The sequence below is a fragment of the Baekduia sp. genome, from assembly GCF_035318805.1.
Classification (GTDB): domain Bacteria; phylum Actinomycetota; class Thermoleophilia; order Solirubrobacterales; family Solirubrobacteraceae; genus Baekduia.
Map to the genome: position 1 here is coordinate 26841 of NZ_DATHDY010000017.1, position 21483 is coordinate 48323.

The 21483-nt window shown below is 73.6% G+C and carries 16 protein-coding genes; 3 read left to right on the forward strand and 13 right to left on the reverse strand.

What is annotated here, in order from left to right:
- Positions 1-44: 44 nt before the first annotated feature.
- The 3 genes from VK501_RS04050 to VK501_RS04060 form a co-directional block, all read right to left on the reverse strand.
- Positions 45-497, reverse strand: coding sequence for a hypothetical protein (locus VK501_RS04050; protein WP_324334894.1), 453 nt, complete (start codon positions 495-497; stop codon positions 45-47).
- Between the two features lie 124 nt (positions 498-621).
- The gene (locus VK501_RS04055; protein WP_324334896.1) at positions 622-3852 is read right to left on the reverse strand and encodes a hypothetical protein; all 3231 of its coding nucleotides are present in this window, start codon (positions 3850-3852) and stop codon (positions 622-624) included.
- A complete protein-coding gene (locus VK501_RS04060) occupies positions 3849-4445 on the reverse strand; it encodes a sigma-70 family RNA polymerase sigma factor (RefSeq protein ID WP_324334898.1) in 597 nt (198 codons plus the stop codon). The genes VK501_RS04055 and VK501_RS04060 overlap by 4 nt, the downstream gene beginning before the upstream one ends.
- 296 nt (positions 4446-4741) lie before the next feature.
- On the opposite strand from VK501_RS04060, the gene VK501_RS04065 reads away from it, so the two are divergent.
- Positions 4742-5917, forward strand: a complete 1176-nt coding sequence (locus VK501_RS04065) for an AfsR/SARP family transcriptional regulator (protein ID WP_324334900.1) — start codon at positions 4742-4744, stop codon at positions 5915-5917.
- A 407-nt stretch (positions 5918-6324) separates the two neighbouring features.
- Here VK501_RS04065 and VK501_RS04070 read toward each other — a convergent pair whose 3' ends face one another.
- Entirely contained in the window at positions 6325-7767 is a 1443-nt protein-coding gene (locus VK501_RS04070) for a lipopolysaccharide biosynthesis protein (protein ID WP_324334902.1), read from the reverse strand.
- A gap of 55 nt (positions 7768-7822) precedes the next feature.
- Between VK501_RS04070 and VK501_RS04075 the strand changes: the two genes are divergently transcribed.
- Positions 7823-8878 carry a hypothetical protein gene (locus VK501_RS04075; RefSeq protein ID WP_324334904.1) on the forward strand — a complete coding sequence of 352 codons (1056 nt, stop codon included), beginning with the start codon at positions 7823-7825 and terminating at the stop codon, positions 8876-8878.
- A gap of 35 nt (positions 8879-8913) precedes the next feature.
- Here the strand turns inward: VK501_RS04075 and VK501_RS04080 are convergent, their stop codons facing one another.
- The 7 genes from VK501_RS04080 to VK501_RS04110 are packed head-to-tail and all read right to left on the reverse strand — an operon-like array spanning position 8914 to position 18020.
- Positions 8914-10308, reverse strand: coding sequence for a hypothetical protein (locus VK501_RS04080; RefSeq protein ID WP_324334906.1), 1395 nt, complete (start codon positions 10306-10308; stop codon positions 8914-8916).
- The gene (locus VK501_RS04085; protein ID WP_324334908.1) at positions 10305-11819 is read right to left on the reverse strand and encodes an O-antigen ligase family protein; all 1515 of its coding nucleotides are present in this window, start codon (positions 11817-11819) and stop codon (positions 10305-10307) included. The genes VK501_RS04080 and VK501_RS04085 overlap by 4 nt, the downstream gene beginning before the upstream one ends.
- Positions 11798-13660 carry a FlgD immunoglobulin-like domain containing protein gene (locus VK501_RS04090; protein ID WP_324334910.1) on the reverse strand — a complete coding sequence of 621 codons (1863 nt, stop codon included), beginning with the start codon at positions 13658-13660 and terminating at the stop codon, positions 11798-11800. Before VK501_RS04090 ends, VK501_RS04085 begins: the two co-directional genes overlap by 22 nt.
- Positions 13657-14190 carry a histidine phosphatase family protein gene (locus tag VK501_RS04095; protein ID WP_324334912.1) on the reverse strand — a complete coding sequence of 178 codons (534 nt, stop codon included), beginning with the start codon at positions 14188-14190 and terminating at the stop codon, positions 13657-13659. Before VK501_RS04095 ends, VK501_RS04090 begins: the two co-directional genes overlap by 4 nt.
- Positions 14187-14939, reverse strand: coding sequence for a phosphosulfolactate synthase (locus VK501_RS04100; RefSeq protein WP_324334915.1), 753 nt, complete (start codon positions 14937-14939; stop codon positions 14187-14189). Before VK501_RS04100 ends, VK501_RS04095 begins: the two co-directional genes overlap by 4 nt.
- A 14-nt stretch (positions 14940-14953) precedes the next feature.
- A complete protein-coding gene (locus VK501_RS04105) occupies positions 14954-16060 on the reverse strand; it encodes a LytR C-terminal domain-containing protein (RefSeq protein WP_324334917.1) in 1107 nt (368 codons plus the stop codon).
- Positions 16061-16073: 13 nt separating this feature from the next.
- Positions 16074-18020 (reverse strand): nucleoside-diphosphate sugar epimerase/dehydratase, encoded by a 1947-nt coding sequence (locus tag VK501_RS04110; RefSeq protein ID WP_324334919.1) that lies wholly within the window; start codon positions 18018-18020, stop codon positions 16074-16076.
- A 116-nt stretch (positions 18021-18136) separates the two neighbouring features.
- Between VK501_RS04110 and VK501_RS04115 the strand changes: the two genes are divergently transcribed.
- Positions 18137-19126: a Gfo/Idh/MocA family protein gene (locus tag VK501_RS04115; RefSeq protein WP_324334920.1), complete on the forward strand. Its 990-nt coding sequence runs from the start codon at positions 18137-18139 to the stop codon at positions 19124-19126.
- A gap of 237 nt (positions 19127-19363) precedes the next feature.
- Here VK501_RS04115 and VK501_RS04120 read toward each other — a convergent pair whose 3' ends face one another.
- Together VK501_RS04120 and VK501_RS04125 are read right to left on the reverse strand one after the other, a co-directional pair.
- Complete coding sequence (locus VK501_RS04120; protein WP_324334922.1) at positions 19364-20362, reverse strand: DUF354 domain-containing protein; 999 nt, start codon at positions 20360-20362, stop codon at positions 19364-19366.
- A gap of 4 nt (positions 20363-20366) precedes the next feature.
- Positions 20367-21458, reverse strand: a complete 1092-nt coding sequence (locus tag VK501_RS04125; RefSeq protein ID WP_324334924.1) for a DegT/DnrJ/EryC1/StrS family aminotransferase — start codon at positions 21456-21458, stop codon at positions 20367-20369.
- Positions 21459-21483: the final 25 nt, after the last annotated feature.

Consider the following 21483-nt stretch of genomic DNA (forward strand, 5'->3'; position numbering starts at 1 on the left):
GCGCACCCCCACAGGACCGCGCTGAGGGCATTGGGTCCTGGAGCTCAGGCAACGCCATGGCCATTGGTCTTCCCGTTCCACCGGCCGCTCCGCGCCTCCTGCGGGCGGGATCGGCCGGCCGTCACCGCGGCCAGGGCGTTGAGCTTGGCTTCGAAGGCGACCATCGAGCGCTCGATCTCCTGGCAGATCTCCACGAGCGACTCGCGGATCAGCAGGCCCTCGACGAGCAGCTGCTCGGTGTCGTCGCCGACGCTGTCGCGGTCGATCTCGGCCGACGAGAGCGACCGGGCCCGCCCGATGAGGCGGCTGATGTCCACCCGCTGGTGCTGGGCGGCCTTCAGCCGCGCGTTCTCCTCGCGCAGCAGCAGGATCTCGGCGTGCACGGCGGCGAGCGCCTCGCCGGCCCCGTCCTCGATCCGGTCGTTGCGGCGGCGGAAGCGCCGGCGGGGCTCGTCCGCGTCGTCGGCCGCCGTGCCGTGCTGGGCGTCGGTGCTCATCGCCGCGTCACCTCCGCTGCTCGGGGAGCCGCCTGGTCGGTCCTTCCGTGTCCTGTCCACATCGTCGTCCCTGTCCGTGTGTCGTTCTGGTCTGGTCGCGTCTGCGGGTCCGCCGGGCCGCCGGTCACCCGCTCACCACCCGGAAGGTCACGCGCCTGGGTCCCGACTTCTCCGTCTTCGTGCTGGCGGTCATCGCCAGGCGGTACGTGCGCGGGGCCAGCGGCTTGGACCGGAACCGGCCCGTGAACCGCACGACGCCCGTGCCCTTCTTCGCCGACCGCGCGATCGTGCCGACGGTCACCCACCGGCGGTGGCCCTTGGAGCCGGCCTGGCGCTGGAAGGTGAGCCGCACCGTGGCCGCCTTGGTGAGCTTCCACGTGATCCGGGAGCCGTCGGGGCGCACGCCCTTCGGGCGGCGGCGATGGGCCACGGGGAACCGCTTGGGGCTCATCGTCACCTTCGTCAGCCGCAGGGCGACGGAGTTGACCCCGCTCTTGCGGCCCTGGCCGGACGCGCCGCCGGATCCCGCGGACCCCGAGCCGCCGCGCGCCGGGCTCTCCCCGGGCGTGGCGAGCGGCGACGCCACGACGCCGGTCGTGGCCGAGCGGGCCTGGCTCACCGACGAGATCCAGTTGCCGCCGGACACGACCACGCGCAACGTGGCTCCGTCCTCGGTGCCGCTCGGCGTGTACGTCGAGCGCGTGGCGCCGGCGATGTTCGCGCAGCTCGCGCCCGCCGCGTCGCACCGCTGCCACTGGTAGCCGAAGTCGATCCCCGGCGTCCCGGTCCAGGTCCCGTCGTGGGCGGTGAGCGTCTCACCGACCCGCACGGCTCCCGTCACGGTCGGGGCCGCGGCGTTCACCGGGTCGCTGGGTGAGAAGACCTCCTCCGCGCCCGCCGCGAGGGTCTTCCAGCCGGACTTCTGACCGGCGTAGAGGTCGCCCACGGTGGTCCCGGTCAGCGGCACGTCCATCTCGGTCGTGCCGTTGTTCTTGACGTGGAGCCGGCCGTCCTCGATCCACGCCGACGCCCGGCCGGCGGCGACGTTGGCCGCCCATGCGTCCTGCTGGGACAGCTTCGCCGCGATCTGCGCGCTCGTCAGCTGCACGAGCGGCGCCTTGGCGCGGTCGATGGCCGCGTCGTAGCGCGCGAGGAGCCCGTCGAGGACCGGATAGATGATGCCGCCCTGGCCGGGATCGGTCTCGGGCAGCGCCGCGTTGTAGTCGGCGAGGTTGCTCTGGTGCATGAAGTGCGGCCGAGGGTCGTTGCCCATCAGGTGCCGGAACATGATGTTGTTCTCGCTCGCGACGTACTCGGGCCACGTGGCCGGCGTCGTACGGCAGGTGGTCACCAGCGGGATCGCGACGCACCCGCCGCCGTTGGCCGGCGCGACGTAGATCCAGTTGTACTCGTCGAGCTGCTGCCCCTGCTTGGACGTGTTGTAGTACACGTTGCTCGGATAGCGCGGGACGGCCTGGAACCCGGCGGGCGGCGTGCCCTGGGTGAACGTCGCTCCGAGCAGGCCCTGCGTGCCGGCGACGTCGGCCGGGTTGAGCGGGTAGGTCTTGGACGCGTCGGTGGCCACGTAGCGGATGCCCGCCCCCAGCACCCCGGGGAGGTAGTTGGGGTTCTGGCCGTATGGGGCGATCGCGGCGCCGTTGGTCGTCGGAAGCGCCACCGTGCCCTGGGCCGGCTTGTCGTCGGTGATCGACAGCGACAGCGGCAGCGTGCCGTCGTCGGTCGCCGCGGTGGGCAGCTGCGTCCTCGTGCCGACCAGGCTCCAGGCGCCCGTCGTGGCCGTGCGGCGGTACACGTTGTAGGTCACGGCATGGCAGACCGCGTTGAACGAGACGACGACGGTGTTGCCGACCGTGCCCGGTGCGCCGACGGTGACGTTCGGCGTGACCGAGGCCGTCGACTCGCCCGCCGCCGACCTCGCCGTGACGGCGTAGTCGTAGGTCCCCGACGGCACGCCCGTGGTGGCGGGCACCGTCGTGCTCGGCGGCACCGTCGTGCTCGGCGGCGCGGTGCCCGTGACCGGCTCGACGTCGTCGATGCCGGGCGGGTCGATGGTGCCCGGGTTGCCGGGCCGTGAGTTGGCCAGACCGGAGTGCTCACCGGTGACCACCTCGGTCGGGTCGATCGGGATGCCGTGTGCGCCGGCCCAGGCGATGTTGTCCTTGATCTCCTTGGTGATGAACGACGCCGACGAGCAGTCCATGTTGGGGTGGTCGAACGTGTGGTTGACGAACCCGAACGCGCTCTTGTTGGCCTGGATGGCGGTGACCAACGGATCGGTCGTCGTGTTGTTCGTGGTGTCCGCATCCGTGTTGACCTGGTCCAGCCACAGCTGGCTGCCACCGCCGTTGTAGGCGAAGTCGACGCGGATGCCGCGGGCCTTGGACCAGGCGACGGCCTGCGCGACGTCGCCCGCCGTCATCCGGCTCGCGTCGGCGGGGTCGTAGCTCGTCACGTTGGTGGTCGGGTTCCACGCGTCGTCGCCGAGGAACAGGTCGTCGACCTGGACCTCGAAGTAGTTGCGCTGATAGCCCAGGTACACGCCGCGCGTGACCCAGTTGAGCATCCCGTGGCGCAGCAGCTGGGCGTGGCTCTGGTACTGGTTGCTCGCCACGGTCATGACCATCTCCTCGCGCCCGTCCTCGGGGTGCGTGTAGATGCCCAGGTAGGCGGCCCCACCCGGGGCGCTCAGCAGCGTCTGCCAGTTCTGCGGGTCGGTCGGCGTCCCGGGGTAGCCGAAGGCCTCGCTCGAGGTGGTGCTCGGGTCGTCGTTGGGGATCGGGATCGGCCCCTTGAGGTAGGGGAAGGCGGCCTTGCCCGCTGCCGTCAGCGTCCCGACCTGGCCGTCCTGGCTCGCGCCGGTCGCGACGGCCGTGAGGCCGTGGGCGGGGCTCGGCGCCGTGTAGTCGCTCAGCTGGCGGATCCCGAAGGTCCGCTCGAGCTTGGCGAGCGCAGCCCACTCGGCGTCGGTGAGCGCCGAGACGTAGGACTTGCTCGCGTCGGCGTTGGCGACCTCGTGCACGAGGTCGCCGGTGGCGAGGATGACCGCGGAGTACTTGGCGTGGTTGCCGGCGTAGTCGGCCAGCCGCGCGTCGGTCAGCGTGCTGGTCTTCGTTGCGCCCGTGTAGGAGACGACGGCGTCGAACGGCACGCCTTCGCGCGCCAGCTGGTACTTCCAGGCCTCGAACCCAGGCTCCGTGCCGTCGGCCGAGAGCAGGAGCACCTTCGCGTCGAGGCGCTGCGAGGGCAGGATGCGGTTCGGCGTGGCGGCGAGCACCACGGGCACGACCGCGGCCAGCGCCGCGCCCACCACGAGCAGGGCGACCCGGCGCCTCATGCCGACAGCGCGTGGACGCGGGCGGCCGGCTGCGGGCGCCGGTGTGGCATCGCCGCCACCGTGGGGGCCGAGCCGAGATCGCTGAGCGCGGACTGCGCCGCGGCGCGGCCGCGGTAGTGCAGGCCGTGGACGGCGCGGACCGAGCGGCCGAGGAGATCGGCGATCTCCTGCGGCGAGAGCCCGACGAGGTGGGTGAGGAGCAGGACGTCGCGCTGGGCCTGCGGCAGCGAGGCCAGCGCGGCGTGCAGCGAGGTCCGCGCCTCCTCGGCGCGGCGGTCGTCGCGGGCCTCGGGCTCGTCGACCTCGTCGACCGAGACCGTTCGCGCCCGGCGCACGTGGTCGATGGCGGTGTTGTGGGCGACGCGCAGCACCCAGGCGACGAACGGCGCCTCGCCCGGGCGGTAGCGATCGAGCCCGGTCAGCAGCTTGGCGAACACCTGCTGCGTGACGTCGTCGGCGTCGTGCACGTCGTCGACGACGCGCAGGACGTGGGCGTGGACGGCGGCGGCGTGCAGCACGTACAGCTCGCGCATCGCCTCCCGGTCGCCGGACCTGGCGGCCACCACCAGGCGCCGGACGCGCCATTCCTCCATGTCAAGCGGGACCGGTCCTGCGTCCTTGCAGCGATCTGCAGCGGCGCGCTGGGACGGCGCGCGGCGGTTCAACAACATCGACATCCCCGAATTCCCTCGGTCCGCCTACGGACCTCTGGTGCTGCGCCCCCCGCGGCACCCGGAACTTGTGCCTGACGGTAGGGAACGGCTGTCGGACGGACCTTCGGATCGCGGTTAAGAAGATGTGGGAGGACTGACCATTGGTCGTGAATCCATGATGCTTGGCGCAACCGACGTGGGTACGGCGGGACAATCGACGCTGGAACGGAGGCCGGATGTCAGAGCTGGAGCCCACGGATTCGGAAGTGCGCGCGTTTACGGATGCCGGCCTCGCGGTCGAGCTGGTGGACCGCTATCCGTACGCGATCCTCGTCCAGGACCGGGAGGGCCGGCTGGTGGCCTACAACCAGGCGGCCCGCCGGATGCTCGGCCGCTGGGTGGCCCTCGAGGTGGGCAGCCGCGTGGGGTGCCTGATCATCGGCTGCCGGCGCCCCGGTGGCCGGCTGCAGGAGGTCTGCCTGCACGAGCGCGCGGCGCGGCACGCGGGTCCGCTGCCCGAGCTGCGCATCGGCCTCCCGGGTGGGGCGGGCGCCGAGGCCGCCTGGGCCACCGTCATGGCGTTCGCACCGGGCCGCGAGCTGATCGTCACCGAGCTGCGGCCCGAGATCGTCCATCCTCCACAGGAGCCGGGCGGCCCGCCATGGACCGGGGGACCGCGCCTGCGCGTGTTCGTCCTCGGGCGCACGTGCGTGATGAACGGCGACCGGCTGCTGGGCGGCCGCTGGATCGACAACCGCGCCGGGCACATCCTCAAGCTGCTGGTCGCCGAGCGCCACCGCAGCGTGTTCTCCGACGAGATCGTCGCCCGGCTGTGGCCCGCCGCCGCCTCGCTCGACACCCGGGGACTGCGGTACTTCGTCCACGTCCTGCGGGAGCAGCTGGAGCCCGACGGCTCGCCGACCCCGCCGTCCTCGTTCGTCCGCGCCACGCGCGGCGGGTACGCGATCGACTCCGAGCGCGTGTGGGTCGACGCCGACGCGTTCGAGGAGCTCGTCACCGAGGGCCTCGCCGCCTACGAGGCCGACGACGACCGCGCGGCGGAGCTGCTGCGGCGCGGCGTGGAGCTCTACCGCGGCGAGTTCCTGGCCGACGAGCCCTACGCGGAGTGGGCCTTCCACGAGCGCGATCGGCTGCGCGACATCGCCAGCGACGGCCTGCGCGCCCTCGCGTCCCTCGACGAGCACGCCGGCGACCTGACGCGTGCGACCAGCACCCTGACCCGCCTCGCGGAGCTGGAGCCGTTCGACGTCGACGTCCATCGCGAGCTCTTCGCCCTGCTGCTGCGGCGCGGTCGCCGCAGCGAGGCCCTCCGCCGCTACGAGACCCTCCGCCGCCGCATGCTCAGCACCTTCGACGAACCCCTCGACTTCTCGCTGTCGCAACTGACGTAGCCCGAAGGGCTGGGTTTGGCGGTTGTCGGGCCGGTCGTCGTTTGCGGCCCGATCGGTCGTGGCTGACGGCCGCCGGCGCCCGCAGGCGTACGGCCGTACGTCAAGGGAAAGCCGGCGGCCGTCAGGCGCGGGCGAGCGGCCCGCAAACGGCGACCGGAGACTGTGGCCCGCAGCGTCGACCGAGACGCTGCGGGTCGCAGTCGGCGCCGCGCTGAACTCCATCCCCGAGGACCCGGCCTGCGTGCCGATCCGTGTGCGGCGTCGGTTCGACCATAGCCCTCCGCGCGTCCTCGCGGGCGATGCTGCGATCCAACATTTGTCCGGGACCCGACCCGCTTTGGGGGATACCAAAACCCGGAGAATGCGGCCTGTCGCAGTGCACCGTGAACCCGTGTTTCGGAACCGAACTACGCCGCCGAACGAATGCGTCGCAGCGCCCGCAGCTCGGCCGGCGTCACGACGCGGGCGGCGACCAGGAGCGGCGGCGCGGCGGCGAGCAGGGCGAGGCGGCTGAGGAGCCCCTCGGCGCCGTGGGTGGGCAGCAGCAGCTCCCCGCCGACACCCAGCACGGCGAGCACGACCACCGCCGCGCAGAGGCGACCCCACTCGAACGGCACGCGGAACAGGTCGCGCGTGAGCAGGTAGAGCACCGCGACGATCACGACGTAGGCGCCGCAGAGCGCGATGCCGGCGCCGGCGATCCCCAGCGGGCCGACGAGCGTGACCAGCAGCACGACGTTGACGACGAGGCCGGCGACCGTCGCCGGGAAGTTGCGCGTCGTGACCTTCGCGCGCCCGGCGACCGTCACGAGCACGAGCACGAGCCCGTAGAGCGCCCAGCCCAGCGCGACCCACGGCAGCGCCTCCGAGGACGGGTAGAACGACGGGTTGTCGGTCAGGGCGCGCACGGCCCAGCGGCCGACGAGCGTCACGCCGCACACGACGATGCCGGTGACCGCGACGTACGCGGTGGTCACGCGGGCATACAGGCGCGCGGCCTGCGCCTCGTCGACGACCGAGTAGGCCAGCGGCGGCCACGCCGCCTGGAAGCCGCGCACGGCGACGATCACCACCGTCGAGAGCTTCGCGGCGAAGGCGTAGCGGCCCGCCGCGTCGGCACCCTGGGAATGCATGAGGTACGTGCGGTCGACGACGTTCAGGGCGAACGCCGCGGCGTCGGCGGGGACCGTCGGCCCGCCGAAGCGCAGCAGCGCGACGGTGCGGCGCGGCGGGCGGAACGACACGCGGTCGCGATGCAGCACCCAGAGGCCGAGCAGCACGATCGCCGACGCCCCGTAGTTGCCCAGGACGTAGCCGCGGGCGCCCTCGTCGAGGATCACGACGAGCGTCACCGTGAGCGCGACGGTCAGCAGGATGTTGACGATCCCGGTGACGACGTACTCGCGCCGGCGCTCCTCCACGCGCAGCAGCGCGTAGGCCATCTCGAGGTTCGTGAACGCCCACAGGCCGAGCAGGCCGAAGCCCATCAGGGTCGCGTCGTCGAGGTCGAGGATCAGGCGCGACAGCGGGCCGGCGAACGCCAGGCCCACGAGCGCGACGACGGTCGAGACGTAGAACGTCCACGCCGTCGCGGTACGCGCCAGGTCGAGCCGGCGCGCATGGTCCTCGTCGTCGAACCAGAACCGCACGAACGCCTCGCCGATCCCGAACCGCAGCAGGATGCTCGTAAAGATGATCGCTGTGAGGAGGTTCTCGGCGTAGCCGTAGTCGGCCGTGGTGAGATGGCTCGTGTAGAGGCGCAGCGTGACGAGCGCCAGGACGCTCGAGACGATGCTCGGGGTCTGGTAGGCGGCCGTGCTGGCCAGGAGTCGGCGGAGGAGTCCGGCCATCAGCGACGGCACGCTACCGGCCCGCGTGGCCGCACCTCGTAGGCTGCACGACGCCGTGGCCGACGAACTTCGCCCCCTCGCCCTGCTGCTGCTCCCGCGCGAGCTGGAGTCCTTCATCCTGCGCGACCAGGCTCAGGACCTGCTGCGCGCCGACGGGGTCGTGGCCGTCGACCCGCCGCGCGTCCCGTACGGCGCGATGGCCCGCCTGCCGCACGCCGTCGCCGACGTGCTCGCCGGCGGCGTCGCCAAGCGGCTGATCCGGGCGCTGCGCCGCAACGGCGACCGGCCCAAGGCCATCGTCATCTTCCACCCCGTCCAGGTGCTGCTGGCGCGGGCGATCCTCGAGCGCGTCCCCGACTGCGAGCTCTGGTACGGCCGCTGGGACCGCTACGAGCACGCCTACGACGCCGGCCCGCACCTGCGCGAGCGCCTGACCGAGATGCACGAGGCCGCGGCGAACCTGTCGTCGCTGACCTTCGTCGCCAGCGAGGAGCTCGCCCGCCTGGAGACCGAGGCCGGGCGAGAGGCGACGCTCGTGCCGCTCTCGGCCGACGCGTTCCCCGCGCCCGACCCGGCGCAGGCCGTGGTCGCGATCTCGCTCGGCCACCTCGGCTGGCGCACGGACTGGACGCTGCTGCGCGCCGTCGCGCAGCGGATGCCGCAGCTCGTGCTCCTGCTGGTCGGCGCGTGGCACGACGACGAGTGCGGCAGCGACCCCGACTACTCCTGGTGCCGGCAGCACCCCGGCTTCGTCTGGCTCGGCGAGCGCAGCGACGAGGAGGCCGCCCGCCTGATCCTGTGCGCCGACGTCGGGATCGTCCCGTTCAAGGTCGAGCCGTTCAACGACGCGGGCCTGCCGTACCGCATCCTCAAGTACGCGCGCCTCGGGCGCCGCACCGTCACGCCCGACCTCGCCGGCGTCCGGACGTGGTCGGAGGCGGTGACCGTCGCGCCCGACGCCGGCGCGTTCGCCGCCGCGCTGGCCGAGCAGGCCGGCCGGCGCGCGAGCCCCGACCTCGCGCTGCGCGAGTGGGCGCTGCAGCAGACCGCGGTCGCGCAGAACGGGCCGCTGTGGGACCGCCTGGTCGCGCTGGGGATCGCCCGTGTCTGACGACCTACAGATCGTCCGCGGCGGCGGCGAGGGCTTCAGCCCGACGTTCGTGGTGCTGCGGGACACGCGACGTACGCCGTGAACCCGCCGCGCATCGGTCCGCGCAGGAAGCCGTCGGGCGGGGCGTTGGTCTTCGGGCTCGCCCCGTCGGCGAAGCCGTAGCGGCGCAGGAGCTTGTCGCCGACGAGCAGCAGCGCGACGCCGGACGTCCGCTCGACGGCGCTGCGCGAGCCGACCTGCTTCTGGCCCGCGTCCAGGATCCAGCGCGCATCGGGGACCAGGCGGTAGTTGGGCAGCGTGACCGGCCCGCAGCGCCGCGCCGCGGCGACCGCGGGCGTCCGCAGCACGGCGGTCAGGTCGTCGTGGGTGCTGCGGATGAAGCGCAGCTCGGTGGCGAGACGGTCGAACGCGTCGGCGCGCACGACCACGAACGCGAGGCCCGCCACGACGGCGACCGTCAGCAGCGCGCGCGACCGCGTCACGAGGTAGCCGGCCGGCAGGCAGAGCGCGACGGCCGGGACCGTGAGGTAGCGCGGCAGCACGCTGAGCCCCGCCACCGACGTGGCGAAGAACGTGAACGAGCCGGCGGCGAACAGCGCCAGCGGCACGTGGACCGAGCGTGCGTCGCGCCGCCGCCAAGACCACCAGACGCCGGCGACGGCGGCGACCGCGACCGGCAGGCGCGCGGTGTCGACCAGGAACGAGACGAAGTCGCCCGGGACTTCTGAGAACGAGCGCGTGCGGTTCAGCTCGTCGGCGAGGTCGGAGGTGCTGTGCAGCGAGAAGAGCGGATCGCCGGTGACCACGGCGTCGACGGCGCACCAGACCAGCGGCGCGGCGACCACCAGCGGCAGGCGGCTCAGCGGGCCCGGCGCCCGCCCGCGGCCCAGCCACAGCCAGTAGAGCCCGCCCAGGATCCAGGCCTCGGGGCGCAGCAGGCCGGCGAGGACCAGCAGCGCCCAGACGATCCCCTCGCGGCGCGGCTTCTCGGCCTCGAGCGCGCCGGCCCACAGCACGAGGGCCAGGAACGGCTCGTCGACGTAGGCGCGGGCGGCGTAGAGCAGCAGCGCGAACGACGATCCGGCCAGCAGCGCCGCGGCCACGCCGGCGCGGCGGTCCCAGATCGCCGCCCCGAGCCGGTAGACGGCGTACGTGAACGCGACGTGGCACAGCACGGTGAAGAGCACCAGCGCGCGATCGGCGTGCTCCCCGAGCAGGCCGAGGACCGCGCACAGCGCGAGGTACAGCGGATGCTCGGTGGGCGCCTGGTAGGCCTCGAACGTCGGCAGCCGGCCGCCGACGATCTCGCGGCCCCAGTCCAGGTGGTAGTACGCGTCGTAGTTCGGATAGGTCGGGACGAGCGCCCAGAACAGCACGCCGATCAGCGCCAGCCCGCCCACGGCGAGCAGCTCGGTCCGGCGGGTGCTCATACGGTGGGCGTCCGCGCGGGCGCCGCGCTCGGGCCCACCCGCACGGCGGCGCCCTCGCGCTCGCCGGACCGCGCGCGCAGCGCGAGCGCCAGGCCCATGCCCAGCAGCGCCCACGTGAGCGGGTCCTCCAGGAACGACGCGTAGCTCCAGGTATGCAGCACGAGCGCCGCGAACGCGGCGGCGACCGCCGCGCGCACCGGATCGCCCCGCACCCCACGGAAGAGCGTGACGAGCCCGGCGACCAGCAGCGCGAGGTAGACCAGCAGGCCCGGGAGCCCCTGCTCGGCGGCGACGGTCACCGGGATCGTGTGCGACGCCGAGACCGCCTTCTCGGCCGAGCCCTTCTCCGCGCGGCGGTAGGCGCGCGAGAACGAGCCGGAGCCGTGGCCCTCCAGCGGCTGGTCGGCGAACAGGTTGACGCCGCCCTTGACCAGGTCGTAGCGGCCGCTGGTGGCGCTGTCGGCCGACTTCGAGCTGTTGAGGTCCAGGTGCAGCACCGACGGCGCGGCGAGCACGAAGACCGCGCCGAGCACCAGCGCCGCGGCGCCGACGCCGACCGCCCAGCGCGGGCTCCAGCGCGCGCCGGCCAGGACGAGCAGGCCGAGCAGCAGCGCCGCGAAGCTCGACTGCGAGAGCGTGAGGACCAGGCCGGCCCACAGGATCCCCAGCACGATCGCGGCGCCCCACACCTCGCGCGGGCGCCTGGCCCACAGCAGCACGGTGGCGACGCCGAGCATCACGATCGCCAGGAAGCGCCCGTAGATGTTGGGGTCGAAGAAGAGCGAGTTGACGCGGAAGTAGGACTCGAACTGGTTGGACGCGATGACCTTGGGGTTCAGCAGCAGGTGGCGCGTCGCGTACTCGACGAAGCCGATCCCGGCGAACGCCAGCGCGAGCGCCGCCAGCACGCCGAGGACCTCCACGGCCAGGCGCGTGGTCCAGCGGATCCGCGCCAGCAGGGCGAACAGCAGCGCGAACGGCACGTAGAAGAAGACGACGTTCTCCAGCGCCTTGCCGAAGTCGTCGGAGTAGGCCGACTGCACCGCGTACAGCACGACCGAGCCGGCGATCAACCACTCCAACAAGGTCGGGCGGCGCTCGCGCTCGTCGCCCTTGGCGCCGAGCAGCCGGGGGATCGCGTAGGCCAGCGCGCCCGCGCCGACGACGAGGTAGAGCGGGACCAGCAGGTTCGCGGTCGAGCCGCCGGAGGCGATCGGCACGCGGAACGGCAGCGCCGCCGCGGCCGCGATCGGGAACGCGGCGGGCCTGCGGTCGATCAGCAGCGCGAGCCCCGCGAGGGCGCCGATCGCCGCGACCGCGCCGGCCACCGCGACCGACGGATGGTCGCGCAGCGGGCGCACCTGCTCGGTGTCCCAGATGTCTGCGACCAGCAGGACGGGCGCGAGGATCAGCGCGCCGAGCGTCGCGAGCGCGCGCAGGCGGGCGGCCGGCAGCAGCACGGCGCCGGCGGCGAGCAGGGCGCAGAGGATCAGCGGGAGAGGAGCGTCCACATCCGGGCCATCAACGCATTGGTGGCGGGGTCGGTGTCCGAGGCGAGGCGCTGCGCGAAGCTCGGGAAGCCGGGCCGGATGACCAGGCCCTTGCCGAAGCTCGACGCGACGACGACCCACTTGCCGGGCGGATCCTGCGTCACCGCGTTGGTGAGCAGGTCGGCGTCGGCGCCGACGCGGTCGGTCTGCTCCCAGGCGGGGACGCCGGCGAAGAGGCCGGGGCCGTCGGCGAAGAGGTCGACCTTCGGGTCCTCCTGAAAGACCTCCAGGTCGGTCTTGTGGGTCACGACGGGACGCAGGCGAGCCCCGAAGAGGTCGGTGGCGCGCTCGGCGGTCGGTGCCTCGAACCGCGCCTTGGCGGCGTCGACGCGCACGGAGCGCCGCAGGCTGTCGGTGCCGGTCGAGACGACCGTGCCGCCACGGCGCGCGAACGTCCGCAGGTCGGTCCGGACCCGGGCGGGCAGCCAGCGGGCGTCGCCGGGGATCAGCACGCCCTGGTGGCCGGTCAGCCGGGGGCCCTTGCCGAGCACGAGCGCGAGGTCGGTCGTGATGTCGTAGCGGCGGCCGCTGCGGTCCAGCCAGCCCAGCAGCGGGCCCTCCTGCTCGGTGAAGCCCTGCGGCAGGCCGTTGCCGGCCATCACGCGGAAGAAGCGCGCCGGGCCGCCGAGGGCGAGCGTGTTGGGCGCGCCGTCGCCGTCGTCGTCGGCGGGGTTGAGCCCCTGCCAGGTCGTGTAGGGCAGCACGACCAGCACGCCACGCGGCTTGGCGACCGTGCCGGCGACCGGGCGGCGCGCCTGCACGGGCAGCACGATGCGCGTGCTGTGGGTGCCCGTGTGCGCCTCGAAGACGTAGAGCCCCGAGTTGCCGCCGGGCGCCTGGAACACGACCTTGGTCTTGGTCTTCGGCTTGGTCGACTGCGCACGCACCTCCGACTCGCCGAGGCGGCGCAGCTGCCACGAGTAGCGCTCCTGGCGCGCGTCGACCTGAACCTCGACGCGCTCGCGCGCCTTGGCCGGGGTCACGGGCGGCTGCGCGCCGATGTAGCGCACGGTGATGCCCCCGCGGCCGGGCAGCCGGGTGGCGGGCTTCAGGATCGGCAGGCCCGCCCGGTCCAGCGGGACGCCCGTGCCGACGTTGCCGGCCAGGTCGCGCCACTCGGGCACCACGAGGTAGGTGCCGGGCGAGACCCGCCGTCCGGCCGCGGTCGTCCCGTCCCAGTCCCACTCCTTCTGGCCCGGGCGCAGGTCGGCGACCAGGACCTCGCGCGGCGTGCCGGGCGCCGTGCGGAACACGTGGATCCTGGCGTGGTCGAGCGCCGGGCCGAAGTGCACGCGCGCCAGCGCGCCGCCGGGCTCGGGCATCAGCTCGGGCCCGTACTCCCTGCGCGGGCCGATCGACAGCACCTTGGGCTGCGGCGCCTTGGTGTCCTTGAGCACCGACGTCGTCGGCACGATCGTCCGGCCCTGGTCGCGCAGCGTGATGCGCAGCTTGTACCGGCCGTCGGGCACCGGCTTGCCGTCGTCGTCGGTGCCGTCCCACGGCACGCCCCACAGTCGCTTGTGGGCGGCGACCGGCCGGTCGTCGACGACGGTCCTGACCGGGTCGCCGTTGCTGTCCATCCAGGTCAGCGTCACGTGGTCGGCGTCCTCGAGCGTCAGACCCGCGCGGACGCGATCGCGCCGGCCGTCGCCGTTGGGCGAGAAGACGTTGCCCGTGCCGCGGGTCTCGAAGCTCAGCGACTGCACGACGCTCGGGCTGCTCTTCAGCCGCTGCGCCACGAAGAACGCCGCGAAGGTCGCGGCGACAAGGACTCCGAAGACGATCACGCCCGCCCGCCTCATGGGAGCTCCACGAGCGACCCGTTCGGGACCTCGGCGCTGCGGTGCGACTCGTCGCCGTGCAGCACCGCCAGCGCGAGGCGGATCGACCCGCGATGGGTGACGATCAGGACGGGGCGCGGGCCCTGATGGGCGGCGTCGATGCCCTCCATCACGCGCAGCTGCTGGTGGGCGAACGACTCGCCGCCGGGGAACGTGAAGGCCGGATCGGCGCGCTGGTAGGCCGCGAAGAGCTCGGGCTCGGCGGCCGCGACGTCGTCGAACGAGAGGTCGGTCCAGTCGCCGCGGTCGGTCTCGGCGAAGCGCGCGTCCTCCTCGGGGTGATGGCCGATCGCGGCGCCGACGATGTCGGCGGTCTCGCGGGCGCGGGCCAGCGGCGAGCAGATGAGCGCCGCCCACTCGTGCTGCGCGGCGAGGCGGGCGAGCTCCTGCGCCTGCTCGCGTCCGCGCTCGTTCAGCGACACCGCGAGGTGGCCCTGGAAGCGGCGCACGGCGTTGTAGTCGGTCTCGCCGTGGCGGGCGAGCGCGATCATGTGCCCCGGTCCATCGTGTCGGAGCGCAGGCCGAGGCGCAGGGTCTCGAGCGACAGGACGTCGTCGGGCGCGATGTTGCCGAGGTTCACCTCGCTGCCGAAGCGGCGGATGAACCACACCTGCTGGGCGCGCTGCGGCGCCTCGAAGATCAGCTGCGCGGGATCGATCGCGTGCGCGATCTCGTCGATCAGGCCCATGCGGACCTCGCCGTCGGGCCGGAAGATCCCGGCGGTGCCGGACTCGCGCGCCTCGGCGATGACCTTCCAGGCGCCCGCCTCCAGCTCGGCCTGGATCTCCTCGACCCAGCGATAGGGCGCCATGATCCGCTCGTCGTCCTTGGAGCCGACCTCGGAGAAGACCGTGAACTCGCGCGAGAGTCGCGCCACGATCTCGCGCTTGCGGGCCGTGTCGAGGTCGATCGTGCCGTCGCTGACCTCGACGTGGGCGATGCCCAGCTCGCGACACCACGCGATCAGGCCCTCGATACGCCCGTCGCGCAGCGCGATCTCGGTGAGCGTCCCGCCGAGGACGACCGGCACGTCGTGGGCCCGGTAGCGGGCGAGCTTGGCCTCGAGGTTGCCGGTGACCAGCGCCGTCCCCCAGCCGAGCTTGACGATGTCGACGGCCGCGCCGGCGACCTCCATGAGGCCGTCGACCTGCGCGGTCGACAGGCCCTTGTCGAGCACGTGCGTCAGGCCGCGGTCGCGCGGCTTGACGCTGCGCTCGGGGAGGTCGAGGAACCCGGCCACGGCTCAGAGCGCGACTAGGGCTGCGTCTGCGGCGAGGTGTTCTGGTCGGCACCGACGATGACGACCACGCTGGCCTGGTCGCCGGCGATCGCGCGCGACCCCGGGTCGACGGCCTGGACCGCGTCCTTGCCGACGTCGATGGCCTTGGCGACGGCCTGCGCCTCCGCCAGGTGGCCGGGCGCGTACTCGACCAGCGTCGCCGAGCGGCTCTGGTCGGCCGCGTTCGTGACGTTGCCGATCTTGAACTTGGCGTTCTGCAGGCGGTTGGCGACGCCGCGCGCCAGGCCGGGGACGGCGGTGCCGTTCAGGACGGCGACGGTGTAGGTGCCGGGCTTGGGCGTCGCGGTCGGCGTGCCGCTCTTGGTCGTCTTGGACCCGCTGCCGGCGGTCGTCGACGCGCTCTGGCCGGGCGTGCCGATCGTGTTGGCGACCGTGCCGCTGCCGCCACCGCCGACGCCGAAGACGACGACGACGAGCCCGACGCCGACGACGACGAGCGCGGCGACCGCGCCGAGGATCGCCCAGATCGACCGGCGGTGCTTCTCGGGCTCGGGGACGGCGCCCGCGCCCGCGCCCGCGCGCGGCGGCGGCGTCGCGGCGGAGCCCGGGACGCGCAGCGGCTGGCCGGGCTTGGGCGGCGGGGCGGCGGTGCCCGTGCCGGCGCCGTTGGCCGCGGGCTGGACGGTGGTGGGCTGGCCGGCACCGGGCGCGGGCGCGGCGGGAGCGCCAGGCGTCGCGGTGGCCGTGCCGGCGGCTCCGGCGGCGGTCGCTGCCGCGGCCGCTGCGGCGGGCGCGCCGGCGGGCAGGCCCTGGGCCTGGCCGGCGGGCGTGGCGGCCGCGGGCCGCGCCGCGGCGCCCGCGGCGGGCACCGGGCCCACGGGACGCGGCTGCGCGGGCGGGGGCTGCGCGACGCGCTGCTGGGCCGCGCTCTGCACCCGATCCTGCAGGTCGGCGGCGCGCTCGGGCGCACGGCCGGCCCATTCGCGCAGGCGCTTGACCTCGCGCGCTTGCGCGAAGTACAGGAGGGAGAGCACAGCGAGGCCGAGCACCGCTGCGAAGCCGGCGTAGGCGCCGTACTGCTCGATCTTGGCGGTGACCGACAGAGCGAGGATCGACGTCATGCAGGGCGCCATGCTAGAGAACGGCCCGGTTCGTTCCGGATGTGGTGCTGTCGTCGGCGGCCACGCCGCGCATCTCGGTGAGCTCGGCGACCTTGGCCGCGAGGGCCGCCGCGTCGCCTTCGAGGACCAGCAGGCCCACCTCGTCGAACATGGTCTCGACCGTGTCGGTGTCGAGCCGGTCGCGGTCGGCGCGCAGGATCTTGTCGGCCGGCGTGGGCTGCGTGCGCTCGTAGGGGTTGAACAGCTCCTCGTGGAGCTTCTCCCCCGGCCGGCGGCCGACCTCCTCGATCGCGATGTCCTCGCCGGGCCGCAGGCCCGACAGCTCGATCATCGTCTCGGCCAGCTGCCAGATCGACACCGGCTCGCCCATCTCGAGCACGAAGATCTCGCCGCCCGTCCCGAGCGATCCGGAGCGGATGACCAGCTGCACGGCCTCCGGGATCGTCATGAAGTAGCGCGTCATGCGCCGGTCGGTGACGGTCAGCGGGCCGCCGAGCGCGATCTGGCGGCGGAAGATCGGGACCACCGAGCCCGACGAGCCGAGCACGTTGCCGAAGCGCACGATCGCGAAGCGCGTGTTCGGCCAGCGCGTCTGCGCGGCCTCGACGGCGAACTCGGCCAGCGCCTTGGACGCGCCCATCACGGTCGCGGGCGTGACGGCCTTGTCGGTCGAGACCTGCACGAAGCGCTTGACCTCGTGCTCGCCGGCGACGCGCGCCAGCAGCCGGGTCGCCAGCGCGTTGTTGCGGACGGCCTCGACGGGGTTGAGCTCCATCAGCCCGACGTGCTTGTAGGCGGCGGCGTGGAAGACGACGGTCGGGCGGTGCTCGGCGAACACCTCGCGCATCCGCTCGCCCTCCTTGCAGTCGGCGAGCACGACGGCCAGCGTCGAAGGATGGACGTGGCGGTCGTCCTCCAGCTCGCGCTGGATGCGGAAGAGGTTGTCCTCGGCGTGGTCGAGCAGGATCAGCTTGCGCGGCGCGACGCGCGAGATCTGGCGGCAGAGCTCGGAGCCGATCGACCCGCCGGCGCCGGTGACCATGACGGTCTCGCCCTCGAGGTAGCGCCCGACGCGATCGAGCTCCATGCGCACGGGCTCGCGCCCGAGGATGTCCTCGACCTCGACCGGGCGGGCCTGGCGCACGACGTTGACGCCGCCGGTCTGCAGCAGCTCGAAGACCGTCGGCAGCGTGCGGACCGCGATGCCGCGCGCGCGGCAGGCCGAGACGACGCGGGCGCGCAGCGTGCCGGGGGCCGACGGGATCGCGATCGTGACCTCGTCGGGCTCGGCCTCGTCGAGGATGCGCGCCAGCTCGTCGGTGCGGCCCAGGACGCGCACGCCGTCGATGCGCATGCGGTGCTTGGTCGGGTCGTCGTCGACGAAGCCGACCGGGCTGAGGCCCAGCTCGGGGTTGCGGATGATCTCGCGCAGGACGAGGCGGCCGCCGTCGCCGGCGCCGATGATCAGCACGCGGCGGGCGCCGGGGCGCGGGCGGAAGCCGCTGAGCGGGCGCTCGTAGACCGTGCGCGCGATGAACCGGCTGCCGCCGATGAACACGAGCGTGAGCAGGAAGAACGAGCCCAGGACGCCGGTCGGGACGCTCAGCGTGACTTCGCCGCGGCCGGAGTGGATGGTCTTCGGATGCGCCAGCGCGTTGAACGCCGGCACGAACAGCGTCGTGACGACGACGGCCTGCAGCATCTTCACGTAGTCGCGCTGGCCGACGTAGCGCCAGAACTTCTCGTACAGGCCGAAGAGCGTGAAGATCAGCAGGCTCGCGGCGACGACGTAGGGCAGCGTCGCGGCGAGGAGATCGCCGAAGTCGTCGGGGATCCCGCCGTCGAACCGCAGCCGGAAGGCCAGGAGGTAGGCGAGCGCGACCAGCGCCGCGTCGATGCCCAGCTGGGGCAGCGAATGGCGATGGAGGGGGAGCGCCGCCGAACGCACGCGTTGGCGCATCCGGCTCATGGTAGAAGTGGCCTCGGCCGTGCCGGGCCGGCAGCGCGCCGCATCGGCCGCATTGTAGGGAGACGCCCGGTCTCAAGGCACCGGACGCCAAACCGATCACTCGGGACATGGTGAGGGCCATCGTCCTCGGCGCCGGCCTGGCCGGCGAGCGACACGCGCGCGCGTTCCGGGTGCTCGCTGACCGCTGCCTCGTCGCGGGCGTCTACGACCCGGACCCCGAAGCGGCCCGCAAGCTCGCCATGACCCTGGGCGTCCCGCTGCTCGAAGAGCTCGAGCCGGCGTTCCAGGAGGCCCACGTCGCGATCGTCGCCGGGACGGTCGAATCGCGGCCCTCGCTGGCCCGCGCCGCGCTGGAGCAGGGCCTGGACGTCCTGATCGAGCCGCCGCTGGCGACCACCGTCGACCTGGCCCACGGCCTGCTGTCGGCGATCGTGCGCGCCCCGCGCCGGCCCGTCGCGATGGTGGCCTACGACGAGCACTTCGACCCGACCGTGCGCGAGCTGCGCACGCTCGTCGCCAACCAGACGCTGGTCGCCGTCCACGCCGAGCGGATGGATCCGGTGGTCGTCGGCGGCCCGACGCCCGAGCTCGACGTCGTGCAGGACCTCATGCAGCGCGACCTGCAGTTCGTGCTCGCCCTGACCGGCGAGCCGATCGCCGCCACGCAGGCCGCCGGCCGGCGCGTGCGTCGCAGCGGCCCCCTCGACCACGCCCACGCCCTGCTCGTGATGGAGGACGACCTCGTCGCCTCGCTCGTCGCCTCCCGGGCCGGGGGCACCCGCCTGCGCCGCCTCCGGGTCACCACGACCCAGGCCGAGATCACCGCCGACCTCGACGCCGGCACGATCGTCGCCGTCCGCAGCACCGACACCACGGCCGGGCGCCACGAGTCGATCGCCCAGCGCGTCGCCCTCCCCTTCGAGGATCCCGCCGTCACCCAGGCCGCGGCCTTCCTGCGCTACCACGAGCGCCGCACGGCCCCCGAGGTCGGCATCGGCATGGCGATCGCCTGCCAGGAGGCGGCGCTGGCGATCCTGAAGCGCATCGAGCTCGTCGCGCACCGCCCGGCGCTGCGCCGGGGCCCGCAGGCGGCGTAGGGCGAGGGGATCGTTCGGGCGTGAATTGCCGCGCGCCACTGGTCCGGGTCGCTTCGTGATGAATAGTTCAGCGTCAGGCGACCCGGATCCCAAAGAGGCGCCGAGGACGACCCGCGGCGCCGGCGCCCTCGCTCACTGCCTCTCCGTCATTGCCAACGGACCGCGCGCCGCGGCACGACCAGCGCCCGAGCGGAACGCCACAGACGCCCGCAGGCCGCGTAGGGCGGGCGCGGGCGCTCAGCCCAGCGGCGCCATCGCCAGCGCCAGCAGCTCCCGTGGATCGCGGCGGACGCGGTCGGTCGCCGCGCCCGGCGCGCGCTTGGCCACTTGGACCTCGTCGGCCGACTCGAGCTTGCGCATCCGGCCCTCGGCGATCAGCCGCTCGTCGACCGCGCCGAGGCGTCCTTCGAAGGTCGTGTACACCGGCGTCCCGAGCGCAACGGCCTCGCGGTTCATCGTCCCCCCCGCGCTGACGACGACGTCGGAGAACGCGATCAGCGACTGCGCGTCGATGGCCCGCTCGGGGATCACGAAGCCGCCGGCGCGCTCCAGCTCGGCGCGCTGCTCGGCGACGCGGGGCAGCACGACCACCTGCGCCTGGTCGCGGAGCGCCAGGAGCACCGACCCGAAGAGGTCGTTCTCGAAGCGGTGGTAGAGCGACACCGACGGCGGCGTGCGGACGACCGCCACCGGCTGGGCCGGGTCGAGCCCGAGCTCGTCGAGCACCGCGGGGTCGGCCGTGAAGTCCGAGAGGTAGTACTCCTCCTTGAGCCCCGCGTAGCGCTGGAGCTTGCCGCGCGCGCCGTAGCGGTCCAGCCGCTGCGGCGGGATCGCCTCCGGCACGACGACCGCGTTGCCCAGGCGGCAGTTGACCGTGTGCTGCACCGTCGCCCACTCGTAGTCGAACATCGTCGAGCGCGGGATGCGCAGCGCGAACGCGGCGACCGTCACGTCGTTGGAGCCGTGGCCGATCGCCAGGTCGAACCCGCGGCCGCGGGCGAAGCGCGCCAGCGCCACCGAGCGATCCGCCAGGCCGATCGCCTTGGCGCCCAGGCGCGCGCCCCGGTGGCGGCCGATGACCTCGCAGTCGATCCCGAAGCGCTCGCACAGCGCGACCGTCTGCGCGAAGTCGCGCGCGGTCACCGCCACCTCGGCCCCGTCGGCCTGCAGCGCCTCGATCAGCGGCCGCAGGACGAGGACGTGCGGGCTGTTGGTGAGGTCGAACCAGACCTTCAACGCGTCAGCGCGCCGCCGGGACGGCGCCGCGGATCGCGGCGGCGACCGCGGCGACCTGCTCGCCGTCCAGCGCGGCCGACATCGGGATCGCCAGGTGCGTGCGCGCCGCCTCGGCGGTCGCCGGCAGCTCGTGCTTGGGCGCCCACTGCGCCATCGGCGGCTGGGCGTGCACCGGCTCCCGGTAGTACTGCCGCGCGCCGATGCCCTGCTGCGCCAGCGCGGCCAGGAGCGTGTCGGGATCGGGATGGCGGATGACGTAGAGGTGCCACGCGGGCAGGCAGCCCGGCGCCGCGACCGGCAGCGTGACGACGCCCTCCAGCGCCTCCGCGTAGCGGTCGCCCGCGGCGACGCGCGCCTCGGCCCACGTGTCGAGGTGCGGCAGCTGGACGCGGAGGATCGCGGCCTGCATCTCGTCGAGGCGGCTGTTGTAGCCGATGTCGACGTAGTCGGTCTTGTCCTTGGAGCCGTGGAACCGCAGCGTCCTGACGCGCTCGGCGAGCTCCGCGTCACGGGTCGTGATCGCCCCGCCGTCGCCGAACGCGCCGAGGTTCTTGGACGGGTAGAACGAGAACGTCGCGATCGTGCCGAGCGCGCCCGGGCGCCCGTCGACCGACGTGGAGCCCGCGGCCTGCGCGGCGTCCTCGAGCACCGGCACGCCGAGCGCCTCGATCTCGCGCACCGGCGCGAGGTTGCCGAACAGGTGCACGGCGACGACGGCCTTCGTGCGCGGCGTCATCGCGGCCTTCACGGTGTCGGCCGTGACGCACATCGTGTCGGGATCGATGTCGCAGAAGACGGGCGTGGCGCCGGTCGGCGGGATCGCCTCCGCGCTGGCCCAGAAGGTAAACGACGGGACGACGACCTCGTCGCCCGGTCCGACGCCGAGGGCGCGCAGCGCGATCGTGATCGCCTCGGTCCCGTTCGCGACGCCGATCGCGTGGCCGGCGCCGAGGTAGGCCGCCCACTCGCGCTCGAAGGCCTCGACCTCCGGACCGAGGATGAACTGCCCGGCGTCGAGCACGCGGTGCACCGCGGTGCGGATCTCCGCGCGCAGCGGTCCGAGCGGCGAGGTGGGATCGAACAGAGGTACCGGCACGGCGCCAAGCCTAGCTGCCGCTCTG